Consider the following 26710-nt stretch of genomic DNA (forward strand, 5'->3'; position numbering starts at 1 on the left):
TCAATTCGCTATCATGTTTGACGAACGCTTCAATGCGTGACCGTATCTGAAACCCGCATGGACCGGACCAGATACACAGAGTTCAGGACACTCCCAAGGCCGCCGATGCCCAACTCCAGAATCTTTGCATTGTCCACAGCCATCTGAACACCACGGCGCACGTCTTTGTTGTCATAAGGCGCGTCAAGCTGATTGAACCGCACTGCCAATGTGCTGGCGGTGACTACCTCGCTCGACGTCCAGCCGATGCCGTCGAAGACCGAAACAAAGTCACTGTCGGTCCGGTAGGTCAGGTCGATCTCGTCGCTTTCCGCCGAGGCGGCCCATGCGGATTGATCGGTGCCAAGGTCGATGAATTCGATCCGGTCAAGCCAGCCGCCATCGCGCCAATAGTCATGGTCGGGGTTGCGAACCAGAACAGCCCCGGTTCCGACATCGTAGCTTTCTGGCAGATAGGCACCTGTCCCGATCGGGTTCTCGACCGGATCGCTGCCGCCGACAAAGCTGCGGTGCACAACGGCTGCAGGGTAATCAGACAGCGCGGCCATTATGCTGATGTCTGACGAGTTGAGGTTCAATTGAACCGTGTTGTCATCGACTGCAACAACCGCACCGTCGCGCAGCATCTTGGTTTCCTCGTCCTGAAGCGCCGCGACACGGGACGCCATTGAGTTGCCTTCCACCGTGCCGTCCGCCCAAAGTTCAAAGTTGTGCAACACGTCTTCGGCGGTGAAATCGTCGCCATTGTTCCACTTGACGCCTTTGCGCAAGTTCAACGTGTACTGCGTTGCCGTCTCGTTCGCTTCCCAGGATTCGACCAAAGAGCCGGTCACACTGCCGTCACGGTTGAACAGGGTCAGGTAATCCAGCCAGCCGCGGCAGAAGTTGGAATATTCGGTCCAGTCCCAGAGCCGCGGTTCCTTCATCGCCTTGGTTTCCAGGTTCACACGCAACGTGCCACCCTTTGTTGGTGCAGCCTGCGCTGGGGTTGGCATGGTCAGTCCGATCAGCCCGTAGGCGGCCGTCGCGGAAACGCCAAGCATCGTCGCGCGCGACAGGAATTCGCGCCGCGACAATTTTCCTTCTTCGACCTCTTTTGCGTACATCAGCGCGGTTGGGTGCAGTGTCTTCGTTTCCATCAAGTCTCTCCCTTATGTGTTGCCCGGCATTCATGCCGAGGCAGCGATTTATTTGTACTGGACAAGCCTGTCTAATTCGTAGAGAAACTAATGGACATAACTGTCCAATACGCAAGTTTATTAATGCTGGGCACAGGGATTGCTGGGAGAAAACAGATGAAATCGCATTATCGTGCCGTGGTCATCGGGGGCGGTGTTGTCGGCGCTTCGGTGTTGTATCACCTCGCAAAATTCGGCTGGAAGGATGTCTGCCTGATTGAACGCAACATCCTGACTGCAGGGTCAAGCTGGCACGCGGCGGGCGGTTTCCATGCACTGAACGCGGACCCGAATATCGCATCCTTGCAGGCCTATACCATCGACCTGTTGTCCGAAATCGAGCGCGAATCGGGGCAATCTGTTGGCATGCACATGACTGGTGGCATGACCCTTGCGGGTACGCCGGATCGCTGGGAATGGCTGCAATCGGCGTATCGCACGTTCCAGTCCATCGGCATTGACGACGTGCGCCTGATTACGCCGCAAGAAGCGGGCGAGTTGAACCCATTAATGTCCACCCACGGCATTCTGGGCGGCATGTGGGCCGACCGCGAAGGCTATGTCGACACCACCGGCACCGTACATGCCTATGCAGGCGCCGCCAAAAAACATGGTGCGGAGGTGATCGAGCACAACCGTGTACTGGAGCTGATCCAGACCGCCGAAGGCTGGGATGTGGTTACGGAAAAAGGCACCATCCACACTGAAAACGTTATCAACGCAGCGGGCCTCTGGGCCAAACAGGTGGGGCGCATGGCGGGGATCGAATTGCCAGTCTCGCCGCTGAACCACCACTACCTGATCTCTGACACGATCCCCGAGTTAGAGGCGTTGGATAAAGAGGTGCCGCTGACCGTCGATCTGGAAGGCTTTACTTATACGCGGCAGGACCAGAAAGGCATGCTTCTGGGTATTTACGAGATCGACCACGAACACTGGATGATGGATGGCGCGCCGTGGGAGTACGGCTTTGAGTTGCAACAGGAAGACACTGACCGGATCGAGCGCGAGCTTACCCTTGGTTTTGAGCGCTATCCCGCGCTGCAAAACGTCGGCGTCAAGACATGGGTCAACGGTGCGTTTACATTTGCCCCCGATGGCAATCCGCTGGTGGGGCCGGTGCGCGGCAAGCCCGGCTATTGGTGCGCTTGCGGCGTGATGGCCGGCTTCCTTCAGGGCGGTGGCGTCGGCAAGAGCCTTGCGGAATGGATCATCCACGGTGAGCCGGAGGCCGACGTGTTCGGCATGGACGTGGCGCGCTTCGGCGATTACGCGGGTAACAAGCGGTTCATCAAGGAAACCACCGGCCAGTTCTATACCCGCCGCTTTGTGATGACCTACCCCAACGAACAGCTGCCCGCAGGCCGTCCGCTGAAAAAGGCAGCGGCCTATTCCGACATGACCGCGGCGGGATGCCAGTGGGGCGCAAGCTGGGGGCTGGAAGTGCCGCTCTACTTTGCACCGGACCCGGAGTTCACCGAAACGCCCACCCTAAAAAGGTCAAATGCGTTCAATCTGGTGGCGGGCGAAAGCAAGGCGGTGCGCGAGGCGGTGGGCCTACTCGACATTTCCGGCTTCTCGCGCTTCGAAGTGTCGGGATCGGGGGCCGAAGGCTGGCTTGACCGGATCATGGCGTCGAAATTGCCCGAACCGGGTCGCGCCAAACTGGCCCCTATGCTGAGCCCCGAAGGCAAGCTGAAAGGTGATTTGACCGTGTTCAACTGGGGCGATGGCACGTGGTGGATCATGGGCAGTTACTACCTGCGCGAATGGCACATGCGTTGGTTCACCGATCACATGGACGACCACGTCATCCTGCGCGACATTGCGGATGCAACCGTGGGGTTCAGCCTGTCCGGCCCTAATAGCCTGAAAGTGCTTGAGAAACTGACCGACGGTCCGATCGCAGATTTGCCTTTCATGGGCTGCGGTACTTTCGATGTCGGGATGATCCGGGCAAAGGTCGGGCGGTTGTCGGTCTCGGGCGAGTTGGGGTACGAGATCCACTGCTCTGCCGCCGAACACATCACCCTGCGCGAAACGCTTTTGACTGCGGGGGCCGATCTGGGGATGAAGGAGATTGGTTTCAACGCGATGCTAAGCCTGCGCCTTGAAAAAAGCTTTGGCATCTGGAACGCGGAATTCACTCAAGGGTACACACCCAGCGAGACCGGCATGGATCGCTGGATCGACTGGGACAAGGATTTTGTCGGCAAGAAAGCGGCCTTGGCCGAAAGGGAGGGCAACGGACCGGAGCGGACCGTTGTCACCCTTGAAATTGACGCAACCGATGCCGATGCCAGCGGGTTTGAGCCGATCTGGAAGGGTGGTAATTTGGCCGGGTTCGTGACCTCGGGCGGTTATGGGCACTCGGTCGGGAAATCTCTGGCCATGGCCATGATCGACAAGGGTGCGGCCGAGGTCGGCACGGAACTGAGCGTGCATATCGTCGGTGCGGAATGTGCGGCGCGGGTGATTGAGCCGTCCCCCTACGATCCCGAGGGCAAGGCTATGCGAGGTATATCATGACAATCGAAAACAACGCGCCCGAACGTATCCGGCGCAGGCGCGGCAGGGGCGACGGAACGCCGCCTGCATCCAAACGCAGCCCCAATTACCGCCAGTTGCGCAACCCGTTTCCGGTCATGTCTGTCTTTTCCGACGACGAGGCCGCAAACATGAACGAAACCGCGCTGACCATGCTCGAAGAGCTGGGGATGCGGGTGCTTTTGCCCGAGGCGATCAAGATCTATGCCGCCGCCGGTGCGCGCGTCGAGGGTGACATGGTCTATCTGGGCCGCGAGATCGTGGAGGCCGCCATTGCCAGTGCCCCACGGTCCATTCATTGCCAAGCAGGTGCGCGCGAACGGGACGTTGTGCTGGAGCTGGGCGCACTCGCCTTTCAGCCGGGGGCGGGCGCGCCACATGCCACCGATCTCAAACGCGGGCGTCGACCCGGATCGGCTCAGGACTTTACCGAATATACCCGCATCACGCATCACTACGACGTGTTCCAGATGATGTCGCCGTCGGTCGAGCCTCAGGACGTGCCGACCAATCTACGGCATTATTTTACCCTGCTGACACAGGCGGAGCGGACGGATAAGTTTCCGTTTCTGTTTGCGCGTGGAACACCGCAGACGCTGGACAACTTCGAGATGCTGCGCATCGCGCGGGGCCTGTCGGAGGAAGAGTTCCGTACCGGCGCTCACGCCTACACGATCATCAACACCAATTCGCCGCGCACACTGGACATTCCAATGGCGCAAGGGCTGATCGACTTTGCCCGCCATGGGCAGATGTGCATCGTCACGCCGTTCACGCTGATGGGGGCGATGGCGCCAATCACCGTCGCAGGCGCAATCACCCTGTCCCATGCCGAATGCATGGCCGCGATCACGCTTACGCAATTGGTCAACCCCGGCGCGCCGGTGTGTTATGGCACTTTCACCTCGAACGTGGATATGAAATCGGGTGCGCCTGCTTTTGGCACACCGGGGCATTTTCAGGCGTCATTGGCGGCGGGTCAGATGGCGCGGATGCTGGGGCTTCCATGGCGGTCGGCGGCAGGGTCCGCGTCGAACATCAACGACGTCCAGGCTGCCAACGAAAACCAGATGGGGCTGTGGGGGTGTCTGCTTGGTGGTGCAACCGTTATCATTCACTCGGCGGGCTGGCTCGAAGGGGGGCTGACGGTGTCCTACGAAAAGATCGTCACGGATGTCGAAGTGCTGAACATGGTGGCTGAGCTTTGCGCAGGCAAAAAGGCTGGCACCGACGAGATCGGCTTTGCCAACGCGCTGTCGCAGGTGGCCCCCTCTGGTCATTTCTTTGCCGCACCGCAGACGATGGACCGCTACAACACGGAGTTTTATGAACCCCTTGTGCACGATTACGCAAACTTCGGCACGTGGACGGAGCGTGGCGCGCGCGATGCCAATGCGCGGGCGACTGACGTTTGGGAAGCCATCCTGTCCAAACCAGACCAGATGATGACTTCACCCGACCGGCTCGAGACGCTGCGCGCGTTCATTGAAAAGCGAACCGCAGAGGGCGGCGCGCCGCCGGAGAGTTGACATGACAGCACGTATCACACCGCTTCTGCACCGCGATGACCCGGATAAAGATCCGCTTGTCGGCCATGTGAAAGTCACGCGTGAGGACTGGCTCAACGTGGCGCGCGATGTGCTGGTCAGCGACGGCGTGGCCGAGGTCAAGGTGCTGGCCCTCGGCACCCGCCTCGACGTGTCCCGGTCCAGCTTCTACGGCTATTTCAAGAGCCGCAAACACCTGCTCGAAGTACTGCTGGACGATTGGGAGAACCGCAACACCCGCACGATACTGGAGAATACGCAATTACCCGCCGCCTCCATCACCGAAAGCGTCTGCAACTTCTTTCGCTGCTTTCTCGATCCTGACCTCTTTGATCGCGGGCTTGATTTTGCGGTCCGGGAATGGTCGCGCCGGGAAGGCAGGGTACGCCAGCGTATCGACGCCGCCGATGCCACGCGGCTGCGCGGTATCAGCGCGATGTACGAGCGACACGGATATTCCGACTATGACGCCGACACCCGCGCGCGCATTCTCTACTTCATGCAGCTTGGATATCACGCCCTCGAAGTGCTTGAACCAATAGACGCGCGGATGGCCCGAATCGAAGGCTACCTGCGCGGCTTTACCGGGGTTGAGCCGGACATTGACACCGTCACCGCGTTTCGCAGCTTTGTCGACGGCCTGAACCTGAAATGACCCGCTATTCCGCCTTCACCGTCTTTCGCGAAGGGTTGCGCGGGCAGAAAGGCTGGGACAAGGCGTGGCGTTCGCCCGTGCCGAAACCCGCATATGATGTAGTGATCATTGGCGCGGGCGGACACGGACTAGCAACGGCATATTATCTGGCCAAGAACCACGGCATTAAGGACGTCGCCGTGATTGAAAAAGGCTGGCTGGGCGGCGGCAACACGGGGCGCAATACGACCGTGATCCGGTCCAACTATTTCTATCCTGAAAGTGCGGCGCTATACGACTTTTCGGTAAGACTGTACGAAAACCTGTCGCGCGAATTGAACTACAATGTGATGTTTTCCCAACGCGGTATGGTGGTCACCGCCCATTCAGAGCCCGAGATGGAGATGGCCGCGCGGCAGGTCAACGCAATGCGCCTGAACGGCGTGGATGCCGAGTTTCTGGACCGCGATCAGGTGCGCAAGCTGGCGCCTCTTCTAAACTATGGCCCCGATATGCGCTACCCGATCCACGGCGGGGTGTTTCAGCCGCGCGCGGGCACCGGACGTCACGATGCGGTCGCCTGGGGCTTCGCGCGGGCGGCAGATGCGCAGGGTGTGGACATCATCCAGAATTGCCAGGTTCTGGAGCTACTGACCGAAGGCGGGCGTTGCGTCGGTGTGAGAACTTCTCAGGGCGAGATCCGGGCCAGTGCCATCGGGGCCACCGTTGCGGGTCATTCCTCGGTAATCGCGGACATGGCGCAGGTTGATCTCCCGATAACCTCTTATGCCTTGCAGGCCTTCGTGTCGGAACCGCTGAAACCAGTTCTTGATACGGTCGTACTTTGCCCCCCTTTCGGCACGTATATCAGCCAATCGGACAAGGGCGGGCTGGTCATCGGCGGCGGGCTGGACCGCGTCCCGTCCTACGGGCAGCGCGGCAATCTGCCGATGCAGGAGGCGGTGCTGGCGGGGCTGGTCGAGATGATGCCTGCGCTCGCCTCGGTCAAACTGCTGCGGCACTGGGCGGGAATCGTGGACGTGACGCCCGACAGCTCGCCCATCATCGGGCCGTCGGGGCTGGAGGGGCTGTACCTCAATTGCGGCTGGGGCACCGGCGGGTTCAAGGCGATCCCTGCGGGCGGCTACCTTTTTGCGCATCTTCTGGCGACAGGGCATCACCACGACCTCAGCCGCCCCTTTGACCCCGTCCGGTTCACGACGGGACACCTTATCGACGAGGGTGCCGCCTCCGGCATCGCGCATTAGGAACGGCCCATGCAGATTTTTCCATGCCCCTTTTGCGGCCCCCGAAACGAGACCGAATTTCACTTCGCAGGCGAGCTTGGCAAGGTCCGGCCCGACACTGGCAAAGAGGTCAACGCGCGTGACTGGGCTACCTATCTCTATGCGCAGCGCAACGAAAAAGGGCTGGTCAGGGAAGTCTGGTTGCATCTGACTTGTTCGGAGCTGTTCGTGATGGAACGCGATAGCTTGACCATGGATGTGCGGGCAAGCAAGTCTCTGCGGGGGGACGCGTTATGACTTCGCATCGCACGGACCGCGCAGGATTGATCGACCGCACACAGCCCCGCAATTTCACCTTCGACGGCAAGGCCTATCGCGGCTTTGAGGGCGATACGCTGGCCTCCGCACTGCTGGCAAACGGCGTGCGGGTCATGGGCCGTAGTTTCAAATACCACCGCCCGCGCGGGCCGTGGGGTGCCTGGGTCGATGATCCCAACGCCATCATGACCGTCACGCTGGACGGACGCAGCTTTCCCAACTGTCCCGCGGCCACGACGCCGCTGGTGGAGGACATGCAGGCCCGCGCGGTCAACGCCTGGCCCTCGGCGGCCTTTGATATCAAAGCCGGGCTCGATCTGTTCCACCGCTGGCTGGGGGCGGGATTTTACTACAAGACGTTCATGTGGCCCGACTGGCACCTGTTCGAGCCGATGATCCGCAAGATGGCGGGTCTGGGCGATATCAGCCGGGACGCGCCAAAGAATTACACTGCTGATCAGGTGCATGACCATTGCGAGGTGCTGGTGATCGGCGGCGGTGCCGCAGGTCTTGCATGCGCGCGCGCGGCTGCCGAGGCGGGGCGCGGCGTTGTTCTGGTGGATGACCATCCCATATTCGGCGGTGGCCTGCACCAGAGCGTGCAGATTGAGGACCGCACACCGTCCGAATGGATCGCGGATCAGCTTGCCGCCATCATGGGTGCAGGCGGGCGCGTGCTGCCCACAACAACAGCTTTTGGCGTCTACGATCATGGTTTGGTGGGCTTGGCCGAGTACGGCGCATTTGGCACGGCCCCGCACCTGCACCGGATGCGTGCGGACCGGATCGTACTGGCCACCGGCGCGCTTGACCGGCCAGTCACCTTTGCGGGCAATGATCGCCCCGGCGTGATGGCGGTCGATGCAGCTTGTGAATATCTGGCGCGCTACGGTGTCCTGGTGGGGCGCAGGATTGCGCTGGCCTCCAACAACTCCCTGGCTGATGCGGCCGAAGCGATGCTCACGCAGGCCGGTGCCAAGATAACCCGTATTTCACCGCAAGACGGGGCGATACGGGCCTTGGGCGGCAAACAACTGAAAGGGCTGGCGCAGGGATTGCGTCGCCATGAAGTCGATACGGTGCTGGCATCCGGTGGGCTGACGCCGCTAGTGCATCTATGGCGCCACGCGGGCGGGAAGCTCGACTGGTGCGCGGCGCGCCAGGCGTTCTTGCCGGGCGCGGCACCCGACGGCATGGTCGCCATCGGTGCGGCAAACGGGACATTCGATCTGGATCAGGCACTGTCCGAAGCGCGGGCCATCGGTGCGGGCAATGCATCCGATGCCGCCGCAAGGACATATTCACTTACCCCACTCTGGCCCGAACCGGGGGACAAGGGGCGGCAATGGATCGACTTCCAGCATGATGTGACCCTCAAGGATGTCGAACTGGCGGCGCGGGAAAATTACGTGTCTGTCGAACACCTCAAACGCTATACCACGCTTGGCATGGCCTCTGATCAGGGCAAGACGTCGAACATGGCGGGGCTGGCGGCGATGGCCGCCATTCAGGACCGTCCCTTGCCAGAGGTGGGCACCACTACCTTCCGCCCGCCCTTCGTGCCGGTCCCGTTCGAAATGTATCATGGGCATCACGGCAAACAGCTGTGGCACCCCCTCAAACGCTTGGCGCTGGAACCGCAGCATCGCGCCGCAGGGGCTGCATTGGGTGAATACGGCGGCTGGCTGCGCCCCGGCTGGTATGGGACGGGAAATAGGGGCGATCTGATCCGCCGCGAGGTGCTGAGCGCGCGCAACGCCGCGGGCATCTTTGATGCCTCGCCATTGGGTAAGATCGAAGTGATGGGCCCTGATGCGGAGGATTTCGTCAATTTCATTTACTACAACACCATCCGCACCCTGAAACCCGGCAACATCCGCTATGGGTTCATGCTGACCGAAGGCGGAATCGTCATGGATGACGGGGTCATCGCGCGGCTTACTGAAAACCGCTTCGTGATCTCCTGCTCGTCTGGCCACGTCGATAGTGTGCGTGAGCATCTTGAGGCCTGGCGGCAGGATGGCAATAATCCTGACCGTATCTTCATCCACGACCTGACACAGCAATGGTCGACCGTGACCATCACGGGCCCCAAAGCGCGCGACATTCTTGCAAAGCTGCCGCTGGGTCTGGACCTCTCTGCGCAGGCATTCCCGCACATGACGGTTCAGGAAACGCAGCGGGAAGAGACCCCGATCCGCATCGCGCGTGTCAGTTTCACCGGCGATATCAGTTATGAGATCTCCATCAGGTCCTCGAGGGCAAGCGATCTGTGGGATAAGGTCGTGGCCGCAGGCGAGCCGCATGGTGCCACACCGATCGGGATCGAGGCGCTGTCGATCCTGCGTGCTGAAAAGGGTTACATCATGGTGGGCAAGGACACCGATGGTGAGACCATGCCCCACGATTTGGGCATCACAATCCCGCGCCTGAAGAAAAAGCCCGCCTACATTGGTGATCGAAGCCTGCATTCCGATAAGGCCAACCTGCCCGACCGCAAGGCATTGGTGGGGCTTGCCGTCGGCGATGGCGACAAGGTGCTGCCCACGGGTGCGCACATTGTCGACGGAACGCTTTCGCGTTCACTCGGCTATGTGACGTCCAGCTACGACAGTCCGACGCTGGGCCATCCTGTTGCCTTGGGGTTATTGGAAAACGGTAGCGCGAGGACAGGCGAGATCGTCAGCGTCTGGCACATGGGCGAAACGCGGCAGGCCACTGTGTGCGCAGCGTGCTTTTTCGACCCTGAGGGTGAGCGGCTGCATGCGTGATGACAGCAAAAAATGGGATGCACCCGGCGCTCCTACGACACTTGAGATGTCAGACGGCCTCACGATCACGCCTGTCCAATTGGCGCGGCAAACGCTGCTCTCGGGCGTCGATGTTCTTGGCCGGACACAGCATCCGATCGCGGCCTGGTCCGGTGTTGTGACCGCACAAACCTACGCCCTTTCCTTGCGCCGCGATCGCGTGTTGTTGGTGAACGGTCCAGCTCTCGCGGACGGATGGCACGGGGATATCGCCCAAGCTGTCTCGGACGTGAGCGATTGCTATTCTGTCTTCGACATTCGAGGAGACCGCGCATTTTCCGTCCTGAAACGCGGTGCGGAACTGCGCCTTGATGTTCCGTCCAAATCCGTTGCGAGACTTCTGTTCGGGCTCGGCGTCTTTCTCTACCGGTTCGAGGCGACAGATACGTTTCGCGTCCACGTGTTCCGTGGCCAAGCCGAAACATTTTTCAAAAGCCTGAAATTTGCATTCCCGTCCCTCTAACGGGACTTTTACATTCGTCTGGTCAGGGCACACCTAAAACCAACTTACGGCCCGCCAGACGGATCGTTTTACAAGCTTTTTTCAGAGCAAAGGAAGATGCTGCAAGTTGGCTGACGGCCTCGATTCAGATTAGGCGGATCACTTCAAGTTTGCGGACAAAATTTCTCTTCCGTCTGAAAGCTCTGATCAACGGCCACGCGATGACAAGTAAGGTGGCTATCGCCAGCGTCTCCGAGATGGGTCGAGTCAACAGCTCTGTCGCGTCCCCTCGGCTGATGAGCAACGCACGGCGCACGCTTTGTTCAACCATAGAGCAATACCCCCGCTATGACGCACTGCCTCCTATTAACCGACTTTGAAAGGCATTGCGTGAATGGCCGCTGAGTCCTTTGACCTGTAAACTGGCTGTTTGAGAATTGCTGCGCGGATGACGAATGGCCGATTTCCCCGCCGCACGGCGGCACAGAATTTTGCGCCTCTGCGGCATTTATGGCGCTGCGAGGGCGCGCAGCGCAAAAATCAAATTCACAGTGTGGGCTCAAAGCGGACATCTGACCGAAGCGGTCTCCCAAATCTAATGTTGAGAAATGCCAGAGACGTGTGGCGGGGTGAACCCCGCCCTACTCCGCCGGTTCGCCGACTGTTTTGCGGCGCATCCAGCGGCCTAGGTAGCGGACGGGCCAGCGGAGGAGCGAGACACCTGCGGCGAGGCAGATCAGGCCGATCAGGGGGCCGTTCTCGTAGGTGACCCAGCCGAGCAGCGGCACGCCGACGGCGATCAGAGCGTAAGCCCTGCGCCACAGATTATCGTTCGAGGGAAGCATTGCCGCCACGTTCGCCGCAATAACCCAGATGAAGGCTGCTACCAGTGAAATGCTCATGCCAACCCCGCCAAACTTTTAAGAAAACACGTCTCGACTGACTCTATAGTGACGCTACGGCATCCAAGATGAAAGTCAGTCATTTCCCACCTTTTTCGGCCAATCGCGCGGGAAGGGCGTTGGCCCAGGCGCTGATCGTGCCTGCGCCCAAGAGCACCACCATGTCGCCTTCGCGGGCCTGTTCGCGGACGAGGCGCAGCAGATCGTCTTCATCAATCACGGCGCGGGCGTGGCGGTGGCCGTGGCGCAGGAGGCCCGCGACCAGATCGTCGCGGGAGGCGCCTTCGATGGGCTCCTCGCCTGCGGCGAAGATATCGGCGATGCCAACGACGTCGGCGTCGTTGAAACAGGAGCAGAAATCGTCGAACAGCGAGTGCAGGCGCGAGTAGCGGTGGGGCTGGTGGATGGCGATAACGCGGCCCTCAGTGGCTTGGCGGGCGGCCTTCAGGACGGCGGCGATTTCCACGGGGTGGTGGCCGTAATCGTCGATGATGGTGACGCCGTCGACTTCACCCACCTTGGTGAAGCGGCGGTTTACACCGCCGAAACTGGCCAGCGCCTCTTTGATTTCGTCGGCCTTCATACCCAGATGGCGAGCGACGGCCACGGCGGAAAGCGCGTTGGAGACGTTGTGATCGCCGGGCATGGGCAAGCTACAGCCTTTGATTACGATCCCGTCGTTTTGCAGCGCGATGTCGAAATGCGCGACGCCTGCCTTATAGCTCAGGTTGACCGCGCGGACATCGGCCTGCGCGTTAAAGCCAAAGGTGACGACGCGGCGGTCGGTGATTTTGCCGACCAGCGTTTGCACCTCGGGGTGGTCGGTGCAGCAGACGGCGAGACCGTAGAACGGGATGTTGGAGACGAAGTCGAGGAAGCCTTGGCGAAGTTTGTCGAAGTCGCCCCAGTGCTCCATATGCTCGGGGTCGATATTGGTGACGATGCCGATGGTGGCGGGGAGGCGATTGAAGGTGCCGTCAGACTCGTCGGCCTCGACCACCATCCATTCGCCCTGCCCGACGCGCGCGTTGGAGCCGTAGGCGTGAATGATGCCGCCGTTGATCACGGTCGGGTCGATGCCGCCTGCGTCCAGCAGGGCCGCGACCATGGTGGTGGTGGTGGTTTTGCCGTGGGTGCCTGCGACGGCGATGTTCGATTTCAGGCGCATCAGCTCGGCCAGCATCTCGGCGCGGCGGACGACGGGCAGGCCTTTGAGGCGGGCCTCGTCCAGCTCGGCATTGCCGGGTTTGATGGCCGACGAGATGACGACGACGTCGGCGTTTTCGAGGTTTTCGGCGCGCTGGCCCTCGAAGATCGTGGCCCCCAACTCGGCCAGCCGGTCGGTGATCTTGGAGGTTTTGGCGTCGGAGCCCTGCACGGTATAGCCCAAGTTCAACAGCACCTCGGCGATGCCGGACATGCCGATACCGCCGATGCCGACGAAGTGGATGGCCCCGAGTTCAAGGGGAAGTTTTGTTGCTGCTGCGTTCATGGGCTCTTCTTTGCGAGAGTTTCTACAATATCTACCAGCCGTTCCGTCGCGTCAGGGCGGGAGACGGACAGCGCCGCGAGTACCATTTGCAGCGCCCCTTCGGGATAGGTGAGAACGGTTTCGATGCTGGCGGCCAAAGCGTCGGCTGTCAGCTGGCTTTCGGGGATCATGATCGCCGCGCCTGCGTCGACCAGCCCGCGCGCGTTCGCGGTTTGGTGGTCGGCGGTTGCTGCGGCGAAGGGGATCAGGATGGACGGTCGGCCGATGACCGAGATATCGGCGACGGAGGATGCACCGGCGCGGGAGATGACCAGCTGCGCCTCGGCGAAACGGGCGGGGACGTCTTGGAAAAACGGCTGCACGTCAGCGTCGATACCGGCTTCGGCGTAGGTTTGCAGGGCGGTCGCGGCGTCCTCGTCGCGGGCTTGGTGGGAGATGCGCAGGTTCGCCTTGAGCCCGTCGGGAAGCTGCGCGATGGCGGTCGGCACCACATCGGACAGGATGCGCGCACCTTGGGAGCCGCCGACGACGACAATGCTCATCGGGTAGTCACCGGGGGAAATATAGGGGGCTTCGGCCCGGTCCAGCACGGCCCCGCGCACAGGGTTGCCGGTGAAGATGCCGTCGACGCCTTCAGGCAACTCGGTTGGCCAAGTGCCACAGGCCACCGCGTCGACGCGGGTTGCAAAGACCTGATTGACGCGGCCCAACACGCCATTTTGCTCGTGGATGGCGCGCGGCAACCGCATGAGGTAGGCGGCTGAAATGGCAGGAAAGCTGGGATAGCCGCCAAAGCCTATGACGACCGTGGGGCGGTCGCGGCGGAACCCCATCATCGCGGAGAGAACACCAGAGGCCAGCTTGAACGGGGCGGTGAGTTTTCCGGCGAGGCCGCCACGTGCGAAGGTGGCAGATTTGACCTGCTCGATCTGGACAGAGTGAGGAAAGCCGCCCGTGTAGCGCGCGCCGCGTGCATCGGTGGACAGCTTCACGCGCCAGCCCTTTGCCAGCATCGCCTCGGCCAGCGCCTGAGCCGGGAACATATGCCCGCCCGTGCCGCCCGCAGCGATGACCAGAAGTGGCGCGTCAGACATTATTGCCCCCTGCGGCGCAAAAGGATGTCGCGCATCTCGTCTTGGGGGCGCTGGCGCGTGAAGGCCAGAAGCATGCCAAGAGCGATGCCCCCTGCGATCAGCGACGAGCCACCGTTGGAAACGAAGGGCAGCGTCATACCCTTGGCGGGCAGCAGACGCACGGCGACGCCCATGTTGATCACCGCCTGCATGGCGAACATGGCGACGAGGCCGGTGCCTGCGAGACGGATGAACGGATCACGCTCTTTCATCAAACGGTGCAAGCAGCGCACGGAGAAGATCGCATAGAGCGCGATGATCGCCAGCACCATGACGAGGCCGTATTCCTCGGCGGCGACGGCGATGATGAAGTCGGTATGCGCATCCGGCAGAGACCATTTCACCGAGCCTTCACCCACGCCCACACCGAAAAAACCGCCTTCGCGGATGGCGTTGGTGGCATAGCCCAGCTGGGTGGTCGGATCGACCTCGGCACTCAGGAAGCCGTCAATGCGGCGGGCGAAGTGTTCGGACAGCGAATAGGCGGTGACACCTGCGAAAGTGACTGCCCCCGCCATACCGATCAACAGGATCATCGGCGCACCGGCCACGAAGTAGACAACACCCCAGCCGAACAGCACCAAGCAGGCCTGGCCAAAATCGGGCTGCATCGCGAGGAAGCCCACGACGATCAGCGTCAGGATCAGCGAATAGAGCTTGCCGGGGGGGCCGTTGATTTCCTGACTTCCGGCAATCAGCCATGCGGAGGTGACGATGAATACCGGCTTGAGGAACTCTGACGGCTGGAACGAGCCGAAGCCCATCGAATACCAGCGCGTGGCGCCCTTGCCAAAATCGGTACCGAAGACCGGCAACAGCATCAGCGCGACCAATGTGACCATGAAGAACAGCGTGGCGAGGCGACGGACCATATGGGTCGACATCATCGACACCGCGATCATCACGCACATGGCCACGCAGCCGAAGAAGGCCTGACGGGAAACGTAGTGGAACGGGTCGAGCCCGTTCTTTTCGGCCAAGGGCGGCGACGCCGCGAGGCCCAACAAAAGTCCGATGCCAAACAGCGCGAAAACGCAGGTCATCGACCAACGGTCCAAAGTCCGCCACCATTTTGGTAAAATTGGCTCGCCCGGATGTACCAGAGCGGTGCCATACACCATCTCAGTCATGAGAATTACCGCCTTAACTGCCTCAATCGCCCGATTGTTCGGGTCTATGCGCAGACTCTAACGGGAAATTGCCGTGCAATCCAGTCTCTAGTTGGTGCTAAGGTCGGCATAAATCGGCTTGGAGGGCGGGAAATGAGCGAAGATGTGACGGTGAGATGCCAATGCGGCGCGTTTCAGGCGCGATTGCGCGGCGCGGATGCGACGAATGGCAACCACGGGTTGTGCTATTGCACCGACTGTCAGGCCTTCGCGCGCCACCTTGGGCAGTTTGGCGTGGCGACGGATGCAAAGGGCGGGACGGAGATTTACCAGACCCAGCCCGCACGGGTGGAAATTCTGGCGGGCAAGGACCAGCTGGCGCTGCTGCAACTTGCGCCGAAAGGGCTATATCGCTGGTATGCCAAATGCTGCAACACGCCGATTTGCAACATGGTGGGCAATCCGAAATTCAGCTTTGCGGGCTTTCTGGTGGCTAATATTGCCGAGCCGGAGGCACTTGGGCCGATCCGGTTCCGCTACAAATCCGAGCAGGCGTTGGAGCCTGTGTCGGAGCCGTCCGGCAGCATGATCGGCTTCATCGCCCGCACGGTTCGCGCGATTGCAGCGGAGCGGTTTTCCGGGCGGTGGAAGCAAACGCCGTTCTTTGGTGAGGACGGACGGGCGATTGTGAAGCCGTATGTGTTGAGCGAGGCGGAGCGGGAGAAGGCTTATTCGCAGCCATCCTAAATCGCCCCACTTTTCAGCGAGAATTGGACCTCGACAAAAAACCATGCGAAATTCAGATCTTAGGCAGCGCAGATTAAGGAGACGACAATGAGCTATATTCAAGGACTTCTCATTCCTGTTCCAACCAAGAACAAAGACGCTTACAAAAAACTGGCGGAACTCGCCGCGCCGATTTTTCAGGACTACGGTGCCCTCAGAATTGTCGAGGCTTGGGGCGACGCTGTGCCAGACGGCAAAGTGACCGACTTCAAACGCGCGGTTAAGGCCGAGGACGGTGAAACGGTTGTGTTTTCGTGGATCGAATGGCCGGACAAGCAAACCTACGAGTCGGCGGCTGAAAAGATGGAAACCGACCCGCGGTGGGGCGAAATGCCCGAGATGCCTTTTGATGGAAAGCGTATGATGTGGGCCGGATTTGCGCCGATACTGGACACGACGGGCTAGACTGTCGTTAGGGTTTCTACCTGCGCGATGAAGTCCTCGCCGCGGCGCTCGAAGCTGTCGTATTGATCGAAGCTCGCGGCGGCGGGGGCGAGCAGGACGGTGTCGCCCTTGACCGCATCAGCAGCAGCGCGGGCGACGGCGGTGGCCATGTCGGTGCAGACCTCGTGGGGCAGATCGCCCAGTTGCATGGCGAAACTCGCGGCCTCGCGACCGATCACATAGGCTTTGGTGACGCCGCCCAAGTGGGGCAACAGACCGCCCAAGCCGCCCTCTTTCTCCAGCCCGCCGCAGATCCAGCGGATGTTTGTGAAGGCCTGCAACGCCTTGGCGGCGCTGTCGACATTGGTGGCTTTACTGTCATTGACGAATTTCACCCCGTCCTTCTCGCCCACCAGTTGTGAGCGGTGCGGCAGTCCGCCGAAGCTGTGGAACGCGGCCTCGATGACGCGCGGGGCAAGGCCCACCGTCCGGCAGGCGGCATAGGCGGCGCAGGCGTTTTGGTGGTTGTGGGCGCCGGGCAATCCGGGGACCGCGCGCAGGTCGATGGAGGCCATCTGCTTGCCCTTGCGCCATTCGGCAAGGAAGCCCTTCTTGGCGAAGACGTTCCAGCCGTCGCCCGCCAGCTTGCGCCCGCTGGAGACGCGGATGACGCGGTCGTCGGTGACGCCTCCGGCCATTTGGTTGGCGAGATATTGCCCCTCGTCCTCATCCACTCCGATGATGCAACGGTCGGGGCCGCCTTCCGAGAACAAGCGGCGTTTGGCGGTGAAGTAGCCGCCCATGCCGTGGTGGCGGTCCAGATGGTCGGGGGAGAGGTTGGTGAAGACTGCGACGTCCGGCGTGAGCGCACGGGCGAGGTCGGTTTGGTAGCTGGAAAGCTCCAGCACCACGACTTCGCCGTCTATGGCGGGGTCCATGTCCAGCACCCCGCGCCCGATATTGCCCGCAAGCTGGGTGGGGCGTTGGGCGTGTTCAAGGATGTGATGGATCAGCGCGGAAGTGGTCGATTTGCCGTTCGATCCGGTGACGGCGATGATCTTGGGGATGCGCTCGAAATTGTCCCACTCGGAGGTGGCGAAGGAGCGGAAGAACAGGGAGATGTCGTTGTCGACGGGCACGCCCGCGTCCCATGCGGCACGCACGACTTTGTTGGGTTCGGGGTAGAGATGCGGGATGCCGGGGGAGACGATGAGCGTGGCGACGCCGTCAAACGCACCCTGCTTGGAGAGGTCACGGATGGTGAACCCTTCCGCCTGCGCCGCGTCGCGGGCCTTTTCGTTATCGTCCCAAGCGGCCACGTTTGCCCCGCCTTCGCGCAGGGCGCGTGCGGCGGACAAACCGGAGCGGCCAAGTCCCAGAACGGCGACAGTTGCGCCGGAGTATCCTTGAACGGGGATCATGCGGCAGCCCCTTGCAGGTTGTCGGTGTGGTAATAGGGGCCGTTGAAGTCCAATTCGAGCGAGAAGGCGCAAGGCTGGTCAACGATGGCTTTCAGCCCTGCCGACAAATCCCCCAGCAACGCGGTCATGAAATCCGCGTCGCGATGCGCCTTGGGCAGCATCGTGATGTTGATGATCACATGGGTGTGGAGGAAGTCGCTGATTTGAAAGGCGCGGGATTTGACCGCCCCTGCCCCGCTGTCATGGTTGGCAATTGTGGCCTCGATCAGCGCCATCATGGCTTGCGTATCAAGGGTCATGTCGGCGGAGTATTTGATCTCGGCATGGGGCATGGGGCTACCAGTCTATCTGTTTGCGGTCGCGAAAGATGCCGCCTGTGGGGCCGGTGTCCGGCAAGGTGGCGAGCCAGATTGCGGTCTCCGCCCCCTCCTCCGGCGAGCGGGTCGCGCTGGCGCCGCCCATGCGGGTTTTCACCCAACCGGGACACATGGCGTTGATCTTGACGGTCGCAGGCAGGTCTTGTGCCGCGCGCAGCGTCAGGGCGTTCAGACCCGCCTTGGCGACAGCATAGGCCCCGCCACCGCCGAGCCCTTCGGCAAAGCTGCCCCAGCCTGAAGACACGTTGACGACGCGCCCGTAGCTGCGGAGCTTCATGCCCGGCAGGGCGGTGCGGATCAACTCGTAGGGGGCTTGCAGCATGGTTTGCATGCTCCGTTCGAAATTGGTGCCGTCGTCGAACAGCGGCACATCTTCGAGAATGCCTGCGTTGTTCACCAGCACGTCGACATGGCTGACCCAAGGACGCGCCTCGTTGATGGATGTCGGGTCGGCGAGGTCCAAGCGTTTGAACTCGACCCCCAGCTCCGCCGCTGCGGCTTGGCCGTGATCCGGATCGCGGGCGCCGATGATGACGCGCAGGCCTGCATCGCGCAGACCGGCGGCAATCGCCTTGCCGATGCCGCGGTTTCCGCCGGTGACGAGCGCGCGCTTCACCGGACTTTCAGGGTCGCGAGGCCGATCATCGCGAGGATCAGAGAGATGATCCAGAAGCGGATGACGATCTGCGGCTCGGCCCAGCCCTTTTTCTCGAAGTGGTGGTGGATCGGGGCCATCAGGAAGACCCGCTTGCCGGTTTTCTTGAAGTAGAGAACTTGGATAATGACCGAGAGGGTTTCGACCACGAAGAGACCGCCGACGATGCCCATGACCAGCTCGTGCTTGGTCAGAACTGCGATAGTCCCAAGCGCGCCGCCCAAGGCGAGGCTGCCGGTGTCGCCCATGAACACGGCTGCTGGAGGCGCGTTGTACCACAGGAAGCCGAGGCCACCACCGATGAGACCGGCCATGAAGATCAGCAACTCGCCAGTGCCGGGGACATAGTGCAAGCCCAGATATTCGGTGAAGTCGACGCGGCCAACAGCATAGGCGATCACGCCCAAGGTGGCGGCGGCGATCATCACCGGCATAATGGCGAGCCCGTCGAGGCCGTCGGTCAGGTTAACGGAATTGGCCGCCCCTACGATCACGAACATCGCGAAGGGGATGAACATGAACCCGAGATTGACGAGTGTATCCTTGAATACAGGGAGCGCCAGTTGGTTGACCAGTTGGTCAGGATGCATGATCGTCGCGAAATAACCCGCGATGCCCGCAATAATGAATCCGATAATCAGGCGAATACGGGCGGACAGCCCCGCATGGGAATTTGAGGTAACCTTGGCGTAATCGTCGACAAAACCGATTGCGCCGAAGCCGACGGTCACCGCGAGCACGATCCACACGAAGCCGTTGTCGAGCCGCGCCCAGAGCAGGGTCGAAAAGATCAACGCGCCGAGGATCAGCACCCCGCCCATGGTGGGGGTGCCTTGCTTGGTCAGAATGTGGCTTTCGGGGCCATCATCGCGGATCGGCTGGCCGTTGCGCTGCTTGCGTTTGAGCAGATTGATCAGAGGACGGCCAAACAGGAAGCCGAAAATCAGCGCTGTGAAGAACGCCCCACCCGCACGAAAAGTGATGTAGCGAAATAGGTTAAAGAAATCGCCGCCATCTGAAAATGCGGTGAGCCAATACAACATGTAGCGGTGTCCCTCTTAGTTATCTGCTACGGATTGGCCCAAATTTGTGATGGCGTCAACGATCAGTGCCATTTTCATCGACAAAGATCCCTTCGCCATGACCACATCACCTGCTTTCACCAAGGCCAGCGGGCTGTCGGCCAGCTCGGCGCTGGTGGCGGCCCACAGACCTTGCTTTGAGGTCGGCAGCGCCTCGTAGAGATGCTTCATCAGCGGACCGATGCAATGAACCTGCTGGATTTCGGCCATAGCCGGGTGGGTGGCGAAGCCCGCGTGAAGCGCGGTCTCGGTCGGGCCGAGTTCTTTCATGTCACCCAGAATGGCAACGCGGCGTCCGGCCGGTGCGGGCGGCATCGCGGCAGCCAGCACGTCGAGCGCGGCCCCGACAGAAGCAGGGTTTGCGTTATAGGCGTCATCGAACAGATCAATCCCCTGCTCGGGCATTTGCGCATCCAGATGGATGAAGCGGCGCTGACCGCGACCGGAGGGCGGCGCCCAGTCCCCAAGTGCCACGGCCGCGCGACCCAAATCGGCCCCCGCCGCGGAAGCCGCTGCGAGACAGGCCAAACCGTTCATCGCAAAATGCCGACCGGGGGCGCCGAGCTTGAACAGCAATGCGTCGCCGTTATGGCTGGCGCGGCAGACGGTGGAGGCATCGCCGGAGGTTGCCTCAAGAAGATGCCAGTCCGCGCCGTCGGTTTCGCCGAAGGTTTGGCGATTGGAGGGCGCAAGCGAGAGGAGCAGGCCGCTTGTGGGCAAGTCCGCGTTGATGATGGCGGTGCCACCGTCTTCCAAGCCGTCGAAGATCGCGGCCTTCTCGCGGGCGATGTCTTCGACGGAAGCGAAGGCCTCTAGATGCGCGGGGGCGACGATTGTGATCACCGCCACATGCGGGCGGGCCATTTTGGCGAGAGGCGCGATTTCACCTGCGTGGTTCATGCCGATCTCGATCACCGCGAAGTCGGTATTTTTCGGCATCCGCGCCAAGGTCAGCGGCACGCCCCAGTGGTTGTTGTAGCTTTTCTCGGCGGCGTGGATTTTGCCCTGCCCCGTTAATGCGGTGCGCAGCATTTCCTTGGTGGAGGTCTTGCCGACGGAGCCGGTGACGCCGATCACGCGGGCGGAGGTGCGGGCGCGGGCGGCGCGGCCAAGGGCTTCGAGACCGGTTAAGACATCGTCAACGACGAGCAGGGGAGCGTCCGCAGGCACGCCTTCGGGGATACGGGAGACCAGCGCGCAGGCGGCCCCGTTCGCCAAGGCTTGCGCCACGAAGTCATGCCCGTCGCGCACGTCCTTGAGGGCGACGAACATGTCACCGGCTTGCAGCGTGCGCGTGTCGATGGACACCCCTGTGGCTTTCCAAGGGGTGGCGGAGGTGCCGCCTGTTGCCGCGATGGCTTCGCTTGACGTCCAGAGTGTCATAGCTGCCCCTCCAACGCGGCGACGGCCACGCTTGCTTGTTCCACATCGTCAAAGGGCAGCACGTCGTCGCCCACCGTTTGGCCTGTCTCGTGGCCTTTGCCCGCAATCAGCAGCGTGTCGCCGGGCCCGAGCGCGTCGACGCCGCGCAGGATCGCCTCGGCGCGGTCGCCCACTTCGGTGGCGCTTGGGACGGCGACCATAATGGCCGCACGGATCGAGGCCGGATCTTCGGTGCGCGGGTTATCGTCGGTGACGAACACCACGTCGGCATTGTCGCGCGCGGCGGCCCCCATCAGCGGGCGTTTGCTTTTGTCGCGGTCGCCGCCTGCGCCAAAGACCACCACCAAACGGCCCATGACATGCGGGCGCATTGCTTTGAGCGCGGTCGCAAGCGCGTCAGGTGTGTGGGCGTAGTCGACGAAAACCGCAGCCCCGTTGGCGCGGGTCGCGGCCTTTTGCATACGGCCCCGCACCGTGGTGAGCATCGGCAGGGTTTGGAACACTTCGGCGGGCTTTGCCCCTGCCCCGATCGCCAAGCCAGCGGCGACCATGACGTTGGACGCTTGGAAGCCGCCGATCAGATCGAGGCGGGCTTGATGGACCTCGCCACCGAAGGAGAAGCGCAGGTCCTGACCGGTTGCATCGAAGCGTTGGCCAAGCAGTTGCAGATCGCAATTGCCGGACGCACCGACCCGCAGCAGACGGTGGCCCCGTTCGTTTGCGATGGCGGCCATTTCCGCGCCTTTGGGGTCGTCCATATTGATCACCGCCACGCCGTCCTGCGCCAGAACGCGGCGGAACAGGCCTGCTTTGGCGTTGAAGTAGTCTTGGAAGGTGGCGTGGTAGTCGAGGTGATCTTGGGTGAAGTTAGTGAATGCGGCGGCCACCAGATGCACCCCGTCAAGGCGGCGTTGCTCCAGCCCGTGCGACGAGGCCTCCATCGCGGCGTGGGTCACACCTTGGCCTGCCATCTCGGACAGCAGTTTGTGCAGTGTAATCGGCTCCGGCGTGGTGTGGGTCATGGGTGCAGTGAACACGCCTTCGACGCCAGCGGTGCCGAAATTGACCGCCTCCAGCCCTAGTTCCAGCCAGATTTGGCGGGTGAAGCTGGCGACGGAGGTTTTGCCGTTGGTGCCTGTCACCGCGACCATGGTGCCGGGCTGCGCGCCGAACCAAAGCGCTGCGGCATAGGCGAGCGCTTGGCGGGGGTCTTCGGTGACGATCAAGGCGGCGTTCGAGGCGGCGATCTCGTCCTCGGCGATTGAAGCGCCCTCGGGATCGGTCAGGATTGCGGCGGCATCCATGCGCAAGGCGTATTGGATAAACTCCGCGCCGTGCATATTGGAGCCGGGCAAGGCCGCGAACAGATGGCCCGGCTTGACCAAGCGGCTGTCCACCGACAGGCCTGTCACTTCGGCCTCGGCCCCACCTTGGGCTGTGAGCCCCAATTCATTCAGGCTTGCGCGAGTGCGTGCCATACTGCCCCCCGGGTTGTCGTCCCAGTTTGGCCTTCGGGCTACTCGGACGCCGTGTTTACGACTTTGCTCAATTCACCGCGATCAAGCTCTGGCCGCAAGCCCAAAAGGGGTGCAGTGCGCCGGATCATTTCAGCGGCGACCGGAACAGCGGTCCAACCAGCGGTGCGGCGCGGCTTTTTGCCGGAGTTTTCCGACGGCTCGTCTAGGGTGACGATCAGCACGTATTTCGGGTCACTCATCGGGAAAGCGGAGGCGAATGTCGCGATGACCTTGTCCTTGTAGTAGCCACCTTTTGGCTTGGGCTTGTCTGCGGTGCCGGTTTTGCCGCCGACCTCATAGCCCGGAACGCGCGCAAACGAGGCGGTGCCGCGTTTCACGACTTCACGCAGCATGGTGCGGGCTTGGGCCGACGTGCGTTCGGAGATCACGCGCGGGCCTTTTTCGACAGTTTGCTGTTTGAGGAGCGTCGGCTTCACCAAGGTGCCACCGTTGACGATTGACGAATATGCGGCGGCCAGATGCAGCGGGCTTGCGGCCATGCCGTGCCCGTAAGACACTGTCATGGTATGAATATCCGCCCATTTTTTGGGTAAGAGCGGCTTTGCACCATGCGCCTCAACCAGCTCCACCGGAGTGGAGTCAAAGAAGCCGAGCGATTTCAGAAACTCTTTCTGGCGCTTCGCGCCAATGTCGAGCGCCATGCGTGCGGTGCCGATATTCGAGGACTTCACGATGATGTCGGTGACGCTGAGTTGCGCGCCATAATTGTGGAAGTCGCGAATTCTGAAGCGGCCCTTTTGCATCGGGCCTTTGGTGTTGATCATGGTGTTCGGATTGACCAAGCCGATATCCAGCGCCTGCGCTGCGGCGAAGATTTTGAAGGTGGAGCCAAGCTCATACACGCCTTGAACGGCACGGTTGAACAGCGGGCTGTCGGACGGATCACCCTTGATCAGCCCGTTGGGGCGGGTGTTGGGGTCGAAGTCCGGCAGGGAAATCATCGAAATGACCTCGCCCGTGTGGACGTCCATCAGGATGCTTGTGGCACCTTTGGCGTTCATCAGCTTCATGCCGCCTTCCAGCACCTGACGCGACGCGGCCTGAATGGTCATGTCGAGCGACAGGCGCAGGGGCGCGCCATCCATGGCAGGGTCGCGCAGAAAATTGTCGAACGCCTTTTCCACGCCAGCGGTGCCGATGACTTCGGCGGAATGGACACCCTCGCGCCCGAAACTTGCACCACCCAGCACATGTGCTGCGAGTTTGCCGTTTGGATAGAGGCGCATTTCGCGCGGGCCAAACAACAAGCCGGGGTCGCCGATATCGTGCACGGCCTGCATCTGTTCGGGGCTGAGTTTCTTTTTGATCCACAGGAACTTGCGGCTGCCGCTGAAATCCTTGTTCAACCGCTCCAAATTCAAATCGGGGAAAATCGCGACCAGCTCTTTGGCGGCGCGTTCAGGCTCGATCATCAGATGCGGCTGGGCGTAGAGCGAATTGGTGATCAGGTTGGTCGCCAGAACGCGGCCATTTCTATCCACAATATCAGAGCGTTGCGCGACGATGTTCGCGCCCGAGGTGGAGGCGCGTGGCTCCGCCGCCTCGGTCGAGGCCAGCACGGTCATCCGCGCGCCAATCATCAAGAAAGCGAGGACGAAAAAGACGCCCGTGAACAGCAGACGGCTTTCAGCGCGCTGGCGCATCTTGTCGCGCATTTCCTCGTGCCGCAGGCGGATGTTTTCACGCTCGATGCGGTCGGGGTTTTCGCCCTTCTGTCTTGCTTGCAGAATTCGCGCCAAAGGGCGCAGCGGGGTGCGGATCATGGGTATTGTTCTCCGTCCTCGGCCAGATAGTTGCCGCGCACATCGACGGCGCCGTTGATCTCGTTGATGTCCAACTCGACTTCAGGGGCCGGGAAGGTGACCTGCGCCACATCGCCGAACTGGTCGGGGGTGATGGGCAGCAATTCGAGATCGGGGAAGTTCAGGTCTGCCAGATCGCGCAGGCGTTCGGGGCGGTTCAGATAGGCCCATTCGGCGGCCAGCACCGAGAGCGTTTCACGAGACGAGCCGATTTCGCGTTGCAGACCGGATGCCGTGCGCAGCGCATCCTGCGTTTCGTAGTTTTCGTAGTAAGCCCAATAGCCAAGGCCCATGACCGCGAGGGCCGATACGGTGTAAAATAGCCCACGCATTACAATAGCTCCTGTCCTGTCAGTTTGGGCAGGCCCAAGCCCGCCCTCCCCTTATCTGCTGCGGGGGCGTCGGTGCGCCGCCCTACTCTTAGTTTGGCCGAGCGCGAGCGCGGGTTGCGCGCCAGCTCGTCCTTATCCGCCGTCACCGCTTTGCGGGTGATCAGCTCGAATGTCGGGGCGTCGGCCAGCTGCTCTGGGGCGTGGCGCGAGCCGCCGCCGGTGCGACCTGCGCGGGCTTGGAGGTATTTTTTAACGATGCGGTCTTCGAGCGAGTGGAAGGTCACGACGGCTAGTTCTCCACCGGGCTTAAGCGCACGCTCTGCGGCCTCCAAGCCGCTGATAAGTTGGCCGAATTCGTCGTTCACCGCGATGCGGATCGCTTGAAAGCTGCGGGTCGCGGGGTGGCTTTTGCTTGGGTTGCCTTTGGGCAAAACGCTTTCTATGACCTCGACCAGTTTGGCCGTGGTGGTAATGGGTCGTGCCGCGATGATCGCCTTGGCGATGCGGCGCGAGGCGCGTTCTTCGCCGTATTGGAACAGGATGTCGGCCAGCAGCGCCTCGGAGCCTTCGTTGACCAGATCGGCGGCGCTGAGGCCGTCTTGTCCCATGCGCATGTCCAGCGGTCCGTCGCGCAGGAAGGAAAAGCCGCGCTCGGCCTGATCAAGCTGCATGGAGGAGACGCCGAGGTCCAGCACCACACCGTCGACCAACTCGCCCGCGAGGATGTCGAGTTCGGAGAATGTGCCGCGTTTGAGGATGAGGCCGGGGTAGTCGCCTGCCCATGTGGCGGCCATCTCGAAGACCAAAGGATCGCGGTCGATTGCGATGACCTTCGCGCCCTTGTCGAGGAATGCTTTCGTGTAGCCGCCCGCGCCGAAGGTGCCGTCGACCCAGACGCCTTGTGGGGTTACCGTATCAAGGATTGCATCAATGAGGACCGGCAGGTGCGGCGCATCAGGGTTTGTCTCACGCGGCACTTTAGCAGACATGGGCCTACTCCGCAGCGGATGGCTCTGGAGCCATCTCCAACAATTCTAGAGGGTCAAAGTCGTCACCCTGCTCGTCGAGCCAGTCTTCGATGTCGGAGTTCCGCGCCTCGAATGCGTCTGGCGCCCAGATCTGGAACGTATCGCCCATCGCAACGAACTTCGCTTCGCCTTTGAGGCCGATTTTCTCACGCAGTTTTGCGGGCAGCACAAGGCGGCCTGTGTCGTCGGTTTGCGTAGGTAGGGATTGTGCGTTGAACAGATGCTCCAGCGCGCGACGCGGCTTGGAGCCACGTGGCAGGCGAGCGATCTTCTCGTCGACTTCCTTGATGGCCTCTTGCGTATAGGCTTCAAGATAATTTTGGGATTTGCCACCATAAACGATGACGACATTGGGGCTTAGACCTTCGGTCCAATCGGGGTCGGAGGCTTCCAGAACACGGCGAAACAGGGCCGGGATAGACACCCTGCCCTTGCTGTCCACCTTGTGGACGCCTTCACCTCTGAACCGTTGTGCCACTGTCCGCGCCACCCTTTCTCAAACTCGGGCCCTTAAACGGAAAACGGCAAGTTGATCTGCTGCCACTGATCAACCTGCCGCCCTC

24 protein-coding genes are annotated in these 26710 nt (G+C 61.5%); 9 read left to right on the forward strand and 15 right to left on the reverse strand.

Annotation, left to right across the window (positions count from 1 at the left end):
- Positions 1–29 precede the first annotated feature (29 nt).
- Positions 30–1139 (reverse strand): ABC transporter substrate-binding protein, encoded by a 1110-nt coding sequence (locus BUB72_RS17780; RefSeq protein WP_073146207.1) that lies wholly within the window; start codon positions 1137–1139, stop codon positions 30–32.
- Between the two features lie 156 nt (positions 1140–1295).
- On the opposite strand from BUB72_RS17780, the gene BUB72_RS17785 reads away from it, so the two are divergent.
- Genes BUB72_RS17785 through BUB72_RS17815 form a run of 7 tightly spaced genes read left to right on the forward strand, consistent with a single transcriptional unit; the run spans position 1296 to position 10744 of the window.
- Complete coding sequence (locus BUB72_RS17785) at positions 1296–3707, forward strand: GcvT family protein (protein WP_073146208.1); 2412 nt, start codon at positions 1296–1298, stop codon at positions 3705–3707.
- The gene (locus BUB72_RS17790; RefSeq protein WP_073146209.1) at positions 3704–5254 is read left to right on the forward strand and encodes a trimethylamine methyltransferase family protein; all 1551 of its coding nucleotides are present in this window, start codon (positions 3704–3706) and stop codon (positions 5252–5254) included. Before BUB72_RS17785 ends, BUB72_RS17790 begins: the two co-directional genes overlap by 4 nt.
- Before the next feature lies 1 nt (position 5255).
- Positions 5256–5927, forward strand: coding sequence for a TetR/AcrR family transcriptional regulator (locus BUB72_RS17795; protein WP_073146210.1), 672 nt, complete (start codon positions 5256–5258; stop codon positions 5925–5927).
- Positions 5924–7174: a sarcosine oxidase subunit beta family protein gene (locus tag BUB72_RS17800; protein ID WP_073146211.1), complete on the forward strand. Its 1251-nt coding sequence runs from the start codon at positions 5924–5926 to the stop codon at positions 7172–7174. The genes BUB72_RS17795 and BUB72_RS17800 overlap by 4 nt, the downstream gene beginning before the upstream one ends.
- A gap of 9 nt (positions 7175–7183) precedes the next feature.
- Complete coding sequence (locus tag BUB72_RS17805; RefSeq protein WP_073146212.1) at positions 7184–7450, forward strand: sarcosine oxidase subunit delta; 267 nt, start codon at positions 7184–7186, stop codon at positions 7448–7450.
- The gene (locus BUB72_RS17810) at positions 7447–10242 is read left to right on the forward strand and encodes a 2Fe-2S iron-sulfur cluster-binding protein (protein WP_073146213.1); all 2796 of its coding nucleotides are present in this window, start codon (positions 7447–7449) and stop codon (positions 10240–10242) included. The genes BUB72_RS17805 and BUB72_RS17810 overlap by 4 nt, the downstream gene beginning before the upstream one ends.
- A complete protein-coding gene (locus BUB72_RS17815; RefSeq protein WP_073146214.1) occupies positions 10235–10744 on the forward strand; it encodes a hypothetical protein in 510 nt (169 codons plus the stop codon). Before BUB72_RS17810 ends, BUB72_RS17815 begins: the two co-directional genes overlap by 8 nt.
- Positions 10745–11364: 620 nt before the next feature.
- Here BUB72_RS17815 and BUB72_RS17825 read toward each other — a convergent pair.
- The 4 genes from BUB72_RS17825 to BUB72_RS17840 all read right to left on the reverse strand — a co-directional run bounded on the left by BUB72_RS17825 (position 11365) and on the right by BUB72_RS17840 (position 15380).
- Positions 11365–11625 (reverse strand): DUF2484 family protein, encoded by a 261-nt coding sequence (locus BUB72_RS17825; protein WP_073146215.1) that lies wholly within the window; start codon positions 11623–11625, stop codon positions 11365–11367.
- A 79-nt stretch (positions 11626–11704) separates the two neighbouring features.
- A complete protein-coding gene (gene murC, locus BUB72_RS17830; RefSeq protein ID WP_073146216.1) occupies positions 11705–13117 on the reverse strand; it encodes a UDP-N-acetylmuramate--L-alanine ligase in 1413 nt (470 codons plus the stop codon).
- Positions 13114–14211 carry a UDP-N-acetylglucosamine--N-acetylmuramyl-(pentapeptide) pyrophosphoryl-undecaprenol N-acetylglucosamine transferase gene (locus tag BUB72_RS17835; RefSeq protein ID WP_073146217.1) on the reverse strand — a complete coding sequence of 366 codons (1098 nt, stop codon included), beginning with the start codon at positions 14209–14211 and terminating at the stop codon, positions 13114–13116. The genes murC and BUB72_RS17835 overlap by 4 nt, the downstream gene beginning before the upstream one ends.
- Entirely contained in the window at positions 14211–15380 is a 1170-nt protein-coding gene (locus BUB72_RS17840; protein WP_073146219.1) for an FtsW/RodA/SpoVE family cell cycle protein, read from the reverse strand. The genes BUB72_RS17835 and BUB72_RS17840 overlap by 1 nt, the downstream gene beginning before the upstream one ends.
- 132 nt (positions 15381–15512) lie before the next feature.
- On the opposite strand from BUB72_RS17840, the gene BUB72_RS17845 reads away from it, so the two are divergent.
- Together BUB72_RS17845 and BUB72_RS17850 are read left to right on the forward strand one after the other, a co-directional pair.
- Complete coding sequence (locus BUB72_RS17845; protein WP_073146221.1) at positions 15513–16106, forward strand: DUF6151 family protein; 594 nt, start codon at positions 15513–15515, stop codon at positions 16104–16106.
- Between the two features lie 87 nt (positions 16107–16193).
- Positions 16194–16550, forward strand: a complete 357-nt coding sequence (locus BUB72_RS17850) for a DUF1428 domain-containing protein (protein ID WP_073146223.1) — start codon at positions 16194–16196, stop codon at positions 16548–16550.
- Here the strand turns inward: BUB72_RS17850 and murD are convergent.
- Genes murD through mraZ form a run of 10 tightly spaced genes read right to left on the reverse strand, consistent with a single transcriptional unit; the run spans position 16547 to position 26625 of the window.
- Positions 16547–17950 carry a UDP-N-acetylmuramoyl-L-alanine--D-glutamate ligase gene (gene murD / locus BUB72_RS17855; protein ID WP_073146225.1) on the reverse strand — a complete coding sequence of 468 codons (1404 nt, stop codon included), beginning with the start codon at positions 17948–17950 and terminating at the stop codon, positions 16547–16549. The two genes, BUB72_RS17850 and murD, sit on opposite strands and share 4 nt — an antisense overlap.
- Positions 17947–18282 (reverse strand): hypothetical protein, encoded by a 336-nt coding sequence (locus BUB72_RS17860; protein ID WP_073146228.1) that lies wholly within the window; start codon positions 18280–18282, stop codon positions 17947–17949. Before BUB72_RS17860 ends, murD begins: the two co-directional genes overlap by 4 nt.
- A 4-nt stretch (positions 18283–18286) precedes the next feature.
- The gene (locus BUB72_RS17865) at positions 18287–18943 is read right to left on the reverse strand and encodes an SDR family NAD(P)-dependent oxidoreductase (RefSeq protein ID WP_073146231.1); all 657 of its coding nucleotides are present in this window, start codon (positions 18941–18943) and stop codon (positions 18287–18289) included.
- Positions 18940–20025 (reverse strand): phospho-N-acetylmuramoyl-pentapeptide-transferase, encoded by a 1086-nt coding sequence (gene mraY, locus BUB72_RS17870; protein WP_073146233.1) that lies wholly within the window; start codon positions 20023–20025, stop codon positions 18940–18942. The genes BUB72_RS17865 and mraY overlap by 4 nt, the downstream gene beginning before the upstream one ends.
- Positions 20026–20040: 15 nt before the next feature.
- Positions 20041–21447 (reverse strand): UDP-N-acetylmuramoyl-tripeptide--D-alanyl-D-alanine ligase, encoded by a 1407-nt coding sequence (locus BUB72_RS17875; protein WP_073146235.1) that lies wholly within the window; start codon positions 21445–21447, stop codon positions 20041–20043.
- On the reverse strand, positions 21444–22925 hold the full coding sequence (locus BUB72_RS17880) for a UDP-N-acetylmuramoyl-L-alanyl-D-glutamate--2,6-diaminopimelate ligase (protein WP_073146238.1): 1482 nt from the start codon (positions 22923–22925) through the stop codon (positions 21444–21446). The genes BUB72_RS17875 and BUB72_RS17880 overlap by 4 nt, the downstream gene beginning before the upstream one ends.
- Before the next feature lie 38 nt (positions 22926–22963).
- On the reverse strand, positions 22964–24748 hold the full coding sequence (locus BUB72_RS17885) for a peptidoglycan D,D-transpeptidase FtsI family protein (protein WP_073146241.1): 1785 nt from the start codon (positions 24746–24748) through the stop codon (positions 22964–22966).
- Positions 24745–25119: a cell division protein FtsL gene (gene ftsL, locus BUB72_RS17890; protein ID WP_073146243.1), complete on the reverse strand. Its 375-nt coding sequence runs from the start codon at positions 25117–25119 to the stop codon at positions 24745–24747. Before ftsL ends, BUB72_RS17885 begins: the two co-directional genes overlap by 4 nt.
- Positions 25119–26108, reverse strand: coding sequence for a 16S rRNA (cytosine(1402)-N(4))-methyltransferase RsmH (rsmH, locus tag BUB72_RS17895; RefSeq protein WP_073146246.1), 990 nt, complete (start codon positions 26106–26108; stop codon positions 25119–25121). The genes ftsL and rsmH overlap by 1 nt, the downstream gene beginning before the upstream one ends.
- 4 nt (positions 26109–26112) lie before the next feature.
- A complete protein-coding gene (gene mraZ / locus BUB72_RS17900) occupies positions 26113–26625 on the reverse strand; it encodes a division/cell wall cluster transcriptional repressor MraZ (protein WP_073146321.1) in 513 nt (170 codons plus the stop codon).
- Between the last annotated feature and the right edge of the window lie 85 nt (positions 26626–26710).

It is taken from the genome of Litoreibacter ascidiaceicola, from assembly GCF_900129235.1.
Classification (GTDB): domain Bacteria; phylum Pseudomonadota; class Alphaproteobacteria; order Rhodobacterales; family Rhodobacteraceae; genus Litoreibacter; species Litoreibacter ascidiaceicola.

Bases quoted from the DNA above. Each gene is read 5' to 3' on its own strand.
- BUB72_RS17840 (WP_073146219.1), bottom strand. From the start codon at position 15,380: ATGACTGAGATGGTGTATGGCACCGCTCTGGTACATCCGGGCGAGCCA.
- BUB72_RS17780 (WP_073146207.1), bottom strand. From the start codon at position 1,139: ATGGAAACGAAGACACTGCACCCAACCGCGCTGATGTACGCAAAAGAG.
- murD (WP_073146225.1), bottom strand. From the start codon at position 17,950: ATGATCCCCGTTCAAGGATACTCCGGCGCAACTGTCGCCGTTCTGGGA.
- BUB72_RS17880 (WP_073146238.1), bottom strand. From the start codon at position 22,925: ATGGCACGCACTCGCGCAAGCCTGAATGAATTGGGGCTCACAGCCCAA.
- BUB72_RS17850 (WP_073146223.1), top strand. From the start codon at position 16,194: ATGAGCTATATTCAAGGACTTCTCATTCCTGTTCCAACCAAGAACAAA.
- BUB72_RS17885 (WP_073146241.1), bottom strand. From the start codon at position 24,748: ATGATCCGCACCCCGCTGCGCCCTTTGGCGCGAATTCTGCAAGCAAGA.
- BUB72_RS17785 (WP_073146208.1), top strand. From the start codon at position 1,296: ATGAAATCGCATTATCGTGCCGTGGTCATCGGGGGCGGTGTTGTCGGC.
- BUB72_RS17815 (WP_073146214.1), top strand. From the start codon at position 10,235: ATGCGTGATGACAGCAAAAAATGGGATGCACCCGGCGCTCCTACGACA.
- BUB72_RS17790 (WP_073146209.1), top strand. From the start codon at position 3,704: ATGACAATCGAAAACAACGCGCCCGAACGTATCCGGCGCAGGCGCGGC.
- BUB72_RS17835 (WP_073146217.1), bottom strand. From the start codon at position 14,211: ATGTCTGACGCGCCACTTCTGGTCATCGCTGCGGGCGGCACGGGCGGG.
- BUB72_RS17795 (WP_073146210.1), top strand. From the start codon at position 5,256: ATGACAGCACGTATCACACCGCTTCTGCACCGCGATGACCCGGATAAA.
- BUB72_RS17805 (WP_073146212.1), top strand. From the start codon at position 7,184: ATGCAGATTTTTCCATGCCCCTTTTGCGGCCCCCGAAACGAGACCGAA.
- ftsL (WP_073146243.1), bottom strand. From the start codon at position 25,119: ATGCGTGGGCTATTTTACACCGTATCGGCCCTCGCGGTCATGGGCCTT.
- BUB72_RS17810 (WP_073146213.1), top strand. From the start codon at position 7,447: ATGACTTCGCATCGCACGGACCGCGCAGGATTGATCGACCGCACACAG.
- BUB72_RS17845 (WP_073146221.1), top strand. From the start codon at position 15,513: ATGAGCGAAGATGTGACGGTGAGATGCCAATGCGGCGCGTTTCAGGCG.
- BUB72_RS17875 (WP_073146235.1), bottom strand. From the start codon at position 21,447: ATGACACTCTGGACGTCAAGCGAAGCCATCGCGGCAACAGGCGGCACC.
- BUB72_RS17825 (WP_073146215.1), bottom strand. From the start codon at position 11,625: ATGAGCATTTCACTGGTAGCAGCCTTCATCTGGGTTATTGCGGCGAAC.
- BUB72_RS17800 (WP_073146211.1), top strand. From the start codon at position 5,924: ATGACCCGCTATTCCGCCTTCACCGTCTTTCGCGAAGGGTTGCGCGGG.
- BUB72_RS17860 (WP_073146228.1), bottom strand. From the start codon at position 18,282: ATGCCCCATGCCGAGATCAAATACTCCGCCGACATGACCCTTGATACG.
- rsmH (WP_073146246.1), bottom strand. From the start codon at position 26,108: ATGTCTGCTAAAGTGCCGCGTGAGACAAACCCTGATGCGCCGCACCTG.
- murC (WP_073146216.1), bottom strand. From the start codon at position 13,117: ATGAACGCAGCAGCAACAAAACTTCCCCTTGAACTCGGGGCCATCCAC.
- mraY (WP_073146233.1), bottom strand. From the start codon at position 20,025: ATGTTGTATTGGCTCACCGCATTTTCAGATGGCGGCGATTTCTTTAAC.